The 4,268-nt window shown below is 56.2% G+C and carries 3 protein-coding genes and 1 pseudogene; 2 read left to right on the forward strand and 2 right to left on the reverse strand.

Annotation, left to right across the window (positions count from 1 at the left end; translation table 11 throughout):
- Positions 1-284: 284 nt before the first annotated feature.
- Both L5470_RS12545 and lnt read left to right on the forward strand, forming a co-directional pair.
- Positions 285-1,454 (forward strand): DNA double-strand break repair nuclease NurA, encoded by a 1,170-nt coding sequence (locus tag L5470_RS12545; RefSeq protein ID WP_099798416.1) that lies wholly within the window; start codon positions 285-287, stop codon positions 1,452-1,454.
- 40 nt (positions 1,455-1,494) lie between these two features.
- Positions 1,495-2,934, forward strand: a complete 1,440-nt coding sequence (gene lnt, locus L5470_RS12550; protein WP_198406151.1) for an apolipoprotein N-acyltransferase — start codon at positions 1,495-1,497, stop codon at positions 2,932-2,934.
- On the opposite strand, the gene L5470_RS12555 is transcribed toward lnt, so the two are convergent.
- On the reverse strand, positions 2,897-3,730 hold the full coding sequence (locus L5470_RS12555) for a DUF3598 family protein (protein WP_499500166.1): 834 nt from the start codon (positions 3,728-3,730) through the stop codon (positions 2,897-2,899). The two genes, lnt and L5470_RS12555, sit on opposite strands and share 38 nt — an antisense overlap.
- A gap of 23 nt (positions 3,731-3,753) precedes the next feature.
- Positions 3,754-3,993: pseudogene (locus L5470_RS12560) on the reverse strand (redoxin domain-containing protein); the annotation flags it as partial.
- Between the last annotated feature and the right edge of the window lie 275 nt (positions 3,994-4,268).

The following is a 4,268-nucleotide window of genomic DNA, read 5'->3' on the forward strand; positions in this document are numbered from 1 at the left end:
CCCCATGGTGACTTCTGCGTAGTCTTCAAGGCATTGGTGCAATAGGCGTTCATGGCAATTGAACCGGATCATGTCCACCTCTTTGTTAACTGCCCTCCAACAATTGCACCCTATCAMMKCAATKCATCGAATTAAGGGGCGAACTGCACGGTTCCTCAGACAGGAATTCCCTAATCCATTAATGACCTTACTAGGGGCTAAAGCCCCCTGAGTTGGCTGTATCCCCTCGCTAAAGCGGAGGGGTTTTAGCCCGCCCACATCACTCCTATAATTTAGATAAGGCTATGCTCGATCTCACCAAAGTGGCAATGCAAATGGGGCAGGTGGGTCAGGTCATTCGCCAAGGGGCGATCGCCAGCCAACAGAAACAGGCACACGCCCTTGATATTTTTGCCGCGATGGCTGGGCAACTCGACCATTATCGACACCTCTTAGCCACGTGGCGTGAGCACCTCGCCTTTGCGGTTGCGGAACCCAGCGAACCCCTCACTACTGTGCACACCGTCTCCCCAGCCAGTCTTCCCTACGGTGTTATTGCTGCCGATGGTTCACAAATTGCCCCCAGCCACCACGAAATTGCCTACTGTTACCTGATTAATATTGGCCGAGTTGCCATCACCTACGGTTCTCAGCGCCGCCCACAGTTAAATAGTCTGCCGCAGTTGGTCTATGACCCTGCGGAGCTGGGGCGATCGCGATCGTGGGGCATTACCACCGAAGACTGGCTGCGTTACCGCCGCACCCAAGCTGAAATGCTGGCGCTAGCTGAGTTGGCCACCGATCCTGAGACCCCCACCCTTGCCCTAGTGGATGGCTCATTAATCTTTTGGTATTGGAGCACCCTCGCTCCTGCTGCCCGCGACATCCTCTTAGCCCCCATTCTCGAGGCGTGGCAACAGCTACGGGAGCGGCGAATTCCCTTAGTGGGGTATATCAGTGCCTCGCGCAGCCATGAAACCCTGAATTTTCTGCGCTTGGGGGTATGCCCCTATCCTGAGCCGAATTGTGCAGAGCATTGCACCAACCAGAGAGAGCGGCTACCCTGCCAGACCTTTGACCCCTTGCGCGACACACTCCTGTGGCACGCCCGGCTTGCACCGCAGCAGTACAGCCCCCTTTGGCGCAGTTACAGCCCTATTTTGGAGCACTACGGTGATCATGCTATTTACTGTTGCTACCTCCACGCAGGCAGTGAAGTGGTGCGCCTAGAGGTTCCGCAGTGGGTGGCCAAGGAGACCGATCTGCTTGCGCAGGCCATCAGCCTGACTGCCTCCCAAATTCAAAAGGGACACGGCTACCCAGTGGCGTTGGCGGAGGCGCACAATTTAGCGGTAGTGCGCAGCAGCGATCGCCAACGCTTTTTTGCTTTACTGGAACGGGAACTTATCAAGGCAGGGCAGTGGCATGTGGCTCCTTCCCCCAAGGAACAGCGCAAGCGCCAGAGTATTGTCTAAGCTCAGACACCCTCTAGGACTTCTGCTGGCCGGTGCTGTCATGCAGTGGGCGCTGCCACCCGTAGGTTGGGGATGGCTGGCCTTTGGCGCGGTAGCCCCCCTGTGGTGGGTCTGCCAGATGCAGCGAGCCGGGCTACCGGCAGTGCTCGCTGGCCTCTGGTGGGGGCTAGGGTTTTACGGCAGTAGCCTAGTATGGGTGTGGGATCTGCACCCCTTGACCTGGATTGGCATTGATCCGCTGCCGAGTTGGCTCATTTCCCGAGGCATTTGGCTGTTTCTAACCCTCTGGGGAGCCACTCTTAGTATCGTCTGGGCAGCGTTGATGGCACGGTATGTCTGTGGCCATGGCCTTTGGCCAGAACTCTTGGCGGGGGTGACCCTCTGGTGTGGCCTAGAAGCCCTGTGGAGCTATTCCCCCCTATGGTGGATTAGTGTATCCCTCAGCCAAAGCCCCCACGGATTAGTGCAGTTGAGCCGCTTGGCGGGGCCAACCACCCTCACAGCGGTGGTGTTAGCGGTGAATGGCCTGATCGTTTTAGCATTACGGTATCACCGTCGTTACTGGCGCTATGGCGTGGTGTTCCTAGGAAGCGCGCTATTGCTCAACGTTGCTCTGGCGGCGGCGGTGCCCGCCGATCACAGCGAGGGGTTGCGCGTGGGTATCATTCAAGGGAACATTCCCACCCGAGAAAAATTAACCCCTGAGGGAATTCGCCGCGCTTGGCAGGACTATACTCGCGGTTATCAGGACTTGGCGGCCACTGGGGTTGAGGCAGTCCTGACTCCGGAAGGGGCATTGCCGATTCTCTGGCAACCCGAACAGGTAAATCGACTGAGCACCGCTGTGCAACAGGCCGGGGTTCCCCTGTGGCTGGGGACGTTTATGGCCACGACGGACGGGCATTATCAGGTACTGTTGACCCTTGATCAGCACGGCCAAGTCTATAGCCGCTACAACAAAGTGAACTTAGTCCTGTTGGGGGAGTATATTCCCGATTGGTTATCGGGGGTGGTGCAGCGGCTGTCCACGCTGCGATCGCGCCTCATTCCCGGTAACCCCGACCAAGTGTTTAGAACCCCTTGGGGGAATGCCGTGGTGTTGATTTGTTTTGAATCGGCCTTTTCCCACCGCAGCCGCGCTCAGGTGCAAACAGGGGGAGAATTTATTCTCAGTGTGGCCAACAATGATCCCTACCGGCAGCAGTTAATGGCACAGCACCATGCCCATGATGTCCTGCGTGCCGTTGAGGGCGATCGCTGGTTAGTGCGCGCTACCAATACCGGACTCTCTGCAGTGATTGACCCAACAGGCACCACCCGTTGGCTCTCAGACCCCGATCGCTTTGTCATTCATGCCGAAACCATCTATCGCCGCCAGAGCGTCACCCTCTATACTCGCTTTGGCGATTGGCTCCTGCCACTGTTAGCAGTGGCCACAGGGACTAGCTATAGCTCACGCGCGTTTCGACCACGAGGGTAGCACTCACCCACTCGCCGCGATCGCCATAGTGACGGATAAGGCGTTGGCGCTGATCATCGCTCCATAACCAACTGACTTCGACAAAAAACGGCTCACGAAAGGAGACCTGCAGTGGGGTTAAACTCGCAGTACCATCCGGTAACAGCAGCAGTTGCTTGGGCACAGGGGTATCTGTAAATAACAACCGTGCCCCCTCAAGGGTCGCTGTGGTCGCGAGATGCTGATCCTGCCACTCAAGGGATTGGTGGAGCACTGTTCCCTCTTGCCACACCGTCAGGGTTGTTGGTGATTCCGTGGGCGATCGCCAGTCCGCATACACCGTATAAGCGGTTCCCTGCCACTTCCCCACAAGATGTGTCACCTGCAAAGGAGGTCGCTCAGTGGCCTCAGAACCTGCACGAAACTCGCGAATCAACGTCATTGACTGTAGCCGTTGCCCCTTATCAAACAACTGCACAAACCGCAGCCGCCGATCCCCCACCACAAACCCATACTCCGCCCCAAACTCAGCGAACGGCGCTACCTGCAACGACCCCTTAGAAAACGCCCCCGTTTCAAAAAAAACATTCTGGCGACCAATAGTGGCATACTCCTGCACCGTGTTACTTGTGGCTGGCTGATTCAACCCCTTAGCAAACCGTTGCAGTTGAAAGCGCACCCGCGACCCATCCGCCACCTCCGTTAACGAGAGGATCGACGGCACAGATTCCCCCACCGTACCATCAGGGGCAATGGCAGTAAAGGAACCGTGCCACTCCCCCAAGTTTTTGCGAAAATTGTCCCAGTTACTACTCATTGTCAAGGTGCCAAACGTATATCTCAACCCTGCTGCAACCGTGCCACATCCTCAAGCACTTGGGCAATATGGGCATCGGGTTTAACACGGCGGTAGATCGCAGCCAGCTTACCCTCTGGGTCAATGAGAAACGTATCGCGATACACCCCTAAATACTCCTTGCCCATAAACGTTTTCGAGCCATAACTGCCATAGGCTTGGGCGACTGCTGTGTCTGTATCTGACAAAAGCCGGAAAGGCAGATCAAACTTTTTTTGGAACTTTTGGTGCGAAGCAACACAGAGGGTTAGCTTGGTAGCTCCGTACTTTAGTACGGGGTGGAAAAGCCCTAAAGCAACTTTAGTTGCTCTGTGCTAAACTATACTTGGTCGCCATCCTTGGTGAAAAACCCAATCGGCGACAGTTGTTACAAGTAAGCAGAACTTTGGGGCTTTGCMTCGGGTTGCAGAGGGTCACCGTAGGGATTATCTAGCGGGTGGGCTGGACCGCCCCACCGCCGTTATCACTGCTGCTATCTGGGCGTGGCCAGCAGATTTCT

This window comes from Synechococcus sp. PCC 6717 (assembly GCF_022698185.1).
Classification (GTDB): Bacteria; Cyanobacteriota; Cyanobacteriia; order Thermosynechococcales; family Thermosynechococcaceae; genus Thermosynechococcus; species Thermosynechococcus lividus.

Excerpts from the sequence above, each read along its gene's own strand:
- L5470_RS12545 (WP_099798416.1), top strand. The coding sequence starts at position 285 with ATGCTCGATCTCACCAAAGTGGCAATGCAAATGGGGCAGGTGGGTCAG.
- lnt (WP_198406151.1), top strand. The coding sequence starts at position 1,495 with ATGCAGTGGGCGCTGCCACCCGTAGGTTGGGGATGGCTGGCCTTTGGC.
- L5470_RS12555 (WP_499500166.1), bottom strand. The coding sequence starts at position 3,730 with ATGAGTAGTAACTGGGACAATTTTCGCAAAAACTTGGGGGAGTGGCAC.